This window comes from Photobacterium sp. R1 (assembly GCF_054600795.1).
Genome location: NZ_BAAHZP010000326.1, coordinates 1 through 318, shown reverse-complemented (window position 1 = coordinate 318; position 318 = coordinate 1). Strand labels below are relative to the sequence as shown.

Sequence of the window (318 nt, the reverse complement as noted above, 5' to 3'; positions counted from 1 at the left end):
AGCATTATCTATGATTAATGGGATGTTGTGCTGCTGGGCGAGCTGATCCAAATGGCGTATTTCTTCGTCGGTCAGCACATTGCCGGTCGGGTTGGTCGGACGCGACGCGCAGATAGCACCGACACTGTCATCAAGGGTCAGGGCGTTGAAATCGACGTTGTACTTAAACAGGCCATTTTCCAGTAAGCTGATCTCGTGCTTATAAGAGATAAACATATCCGGGCTGACGCCGGCATCACCGTAGCCGATATATTCAGGAGCGAGAGGTAACAGAATTTTCTTGTGGCGGCCATCGGGAAACTCACCTGCCAGCAAATT

General features: G+C 50.6%; 1 protein-coding gene. It reads right to left on the bottom strand.

All coding sequences use genetic code 11. The features are described 5' to 3' along the window. Window positions 1-318, bottom strand: a 318-nt coding sequence (locus tag ACYP03_RS25255) for an aminotransferase class I/II-fold pyridoxal phosphate-dependent enzyme (protein WP_459782565.1), incomplete at both ends; no start/stop codon positions are given.